Annotated in this window: 1 protein-coding gene; it reads left to right on the top strand. The window is 56.5% G+C overall.

Translation table 11 applies throughout. The features are described from left to right. Nucleotides 1-1,632: 1,632 nt before the first annotated feature. Nucleotides 1,633-2,658, top strand: a 1,026-nt coding sequence (locus B2R17_RS09445; protein WP_286763796.1) for a Gfo/Idh/MocA family protein, incomplete at its 3' end; no start/stop codon positions are given.

The raw sequence follows: 2,658 nt of genomic DNA, 5'->3' as shown, positions 1-2,658 counted from the left end.
ACATACACCGTCTTCTCGCCATCCTCGGTCCCATCGTTTGCGTAGGTCGGGGCGGTGCTGCTGTAGCTCGTCCCATCAACCGAGTATTGAGCCGTTGTACCTGACTCGGTTCCTATAACACTCAGCGACCCATCACTGGTGATCGAGTCACTGTCACTTGAACCGGTGTCATTGCTCAACGCTACCGTTGGTGCATCGTTGGGAGCGCTGGTATCGAGGGTGAAGGTAGTCGCCGCCCAAAAGCGGCCTCAAATCAATCCGCCCGAACTCAGACCCCCCTTCCAATCACTGGAAAAACGATCTACGCGCACCCCATGGAAGGGGTACCAGTTCGAGTGTGAGGAGAGATCCTAACTGGGGGTTTTAGGGTAAACAAGCATTCGATCGATTAAAACTTGAAGAACCCCCCTCGAATGGAAAAAAGTTCCGGGCCCACGCCATTGCATGCCGGATCGCAACCACCGGGAAATACTCGTTACAAAACGTTTTCTGGGGAACAAATGCCTGAACGCGTTGGAAAAATTTATTTTCCCTGAGTACAAATCCAGTGGTTGAGCGTACAGACGTTCATTCACTGAACTTCCACTTGGAAACAAACCACCCAACCGGACGAGTGGTATTTCATTCCCTACGGTGATTCGAGCGTCTCATCTTCTTGATACCAAGCACCGCTATCAGGCTTATCCCCCGAGAAGACGTATTCTTCGTCTCCGGGGGACCGCCCAAGAATGCAATGACCCATCCCCATTCAGGCTGCATCCACCGGAAAAACCGGCCATCGCGACTTCACCGCAGGGCCAGTCGGACAGGGTGGTACGACCTCGCATCCGAGCGAAGCCTGGCGTTGACTCAGACGTCTCAGCGATGGAGGATGGCTATCGGAAACCTTGCCAACCACCCGCTGGCAACGGGGGCTTGCACGCCATTGAGAACGCTGCTCTCGGGGGTGGCTCGTTGTGCGTTGATCGCAGCGTGAGGACCGAATTCTGGCGGATGCGGCTACGGGTGAACCGGCCTTGCTGACGCGGCGGGTTGGGACAGCTTGAGGGGGCGTACGTGAGACTCACGGCCAGTCATAACCCGAAACGTTAGTGAGGCTACGCAGGATGTTGCAGTGGCCTTGCTGACGCGGCGGGTTGTGACTGGGGAGCTGCCTGTAGAACGACATCTCTTCTCTGTAAATTCGGTGCAATCTGCGGCAAACGCGATTCAGTTGACAGAAAGCGAGGCTTGCTGGACGCCTCGCTTCATTCGAAGCATCGGCTGAGTGCCATGTGAGACATGGCCTACAAAAGCACCTGCCAAGCTGCATGAACAATGAAACGAGAATGCAAGTGGCTCCGAATTCTGGCGGATGCGGCTACGGGTGAGTGGCCTTGCTAACGCGGCGGGTTGGGACAGTTTGAGGGGGCGTACGTGAGACTCACTGCCAGTCATAACCCGAAACGTCAGTGAGGCTGCGCAGGATGTTGTAGTGACCTTGCTGACGCGGCGGGTTGGGATAGGAAGATTCAAACGTGAAACGGAGCAGGGGCGCAAGACACAAGCCGGCTTGGGTTCAGATAGAATGCGTGGCCCCGGAGACACTTTCCGAGACTCCCTCCCCAACATCCCACCCTTGGAGCTGACCTGATGAATCGTGATGTGAATGCTGTTGATGGATCTGAATGCCAGGATGTGAAGCCCGACTGCTCGGCACCGGACGGCTTGCACCGTTCCGCTAACGATGGGGACACGCTTGGTCGTCGTGGCTTTCTGAAATCAGCGACCTTGGCTGGCGGTGTTGCGGCGGGGGCGACACTCAATGCTCGCGCGGTGCATGGGCAGGAGACTCCGGATGTGATTCAGGTGGCTTTGGTTGGGGCGGGTGGTCGTGGGACGGGGGCGGCGAATGATGCGTTGCATGTGGACAACGCGAAGCTGAAAGTCGTCGCGGTGGCGGATGTGTTTCCGGAGAACGTGGCTCGCAGTGTGAAGGCTCTTTCCAATGAACACATCGATGCGCCGGAGAAAGTCGATGTACCTGAGGAACGGCAGTTCGTTGGCTTCGATGCTTACAAGCATGCGATGGATACGCTCGAACCGGGTGACATTGTGATCCTGGCGACTCCGCTGGCGTTTCGATGGGTGCACTTCCAGTACGCGATCGACAAGGGCCTGAACGTGTTCATGGAGAAACCGCTGACTGCCGACGGGCCTTCGTCCAAACGGATGCTGGAACTTTCCGCCAAGGCCGATGAGAAGAATCTGAAGTGCGGCGTGGGTTTGATGGTTCGTCACTGCCGCGGACGACAAGAGTTGTTCAAGCGTATTCAAGACGGCCAGATCGGCGACATCATCATGATGCGTGCTTACCGTATGCATGGCCCGATCGCATCGGCGTTCACCAAACGTCGCTCGGACGACATGCCAGAAACGCTGTGGCAGATCAAGAATTTTCATAGCTTCCTGTGGGCCAGCGGTGGTTGCTTCAGCGATTTCTATATCCACCAAATCGACGAAACGTCTTGGATGAAGAACGCTTGGCCGGTCAAGGCTCAGGCTCTGGGCGGACGTCACTACCGCGGCGATTGGATCGACCAAAACTTTGACACCTACGCGGTGGAGTACACCTATCCCGACGGCAGCAAGCTGTTCTTTGACGGCCGTTGCATGAAG

It is taken from the genome of Rhodopirellula sp. UBA1907 (assembly GCF_002337565.1).
In the GTDB taxonomy this organism is placed as follows: Bacteria; Planctomycetota; Planctomycetia; order Pirellulales; family Pirellulaceae; genus Rhodopirellula; species Rhodopirellula europaea.
Note: the sequence above shows the minus strand (reverse complement) of the source record. Positions and strands in the feature narration are given on the sequence as shown.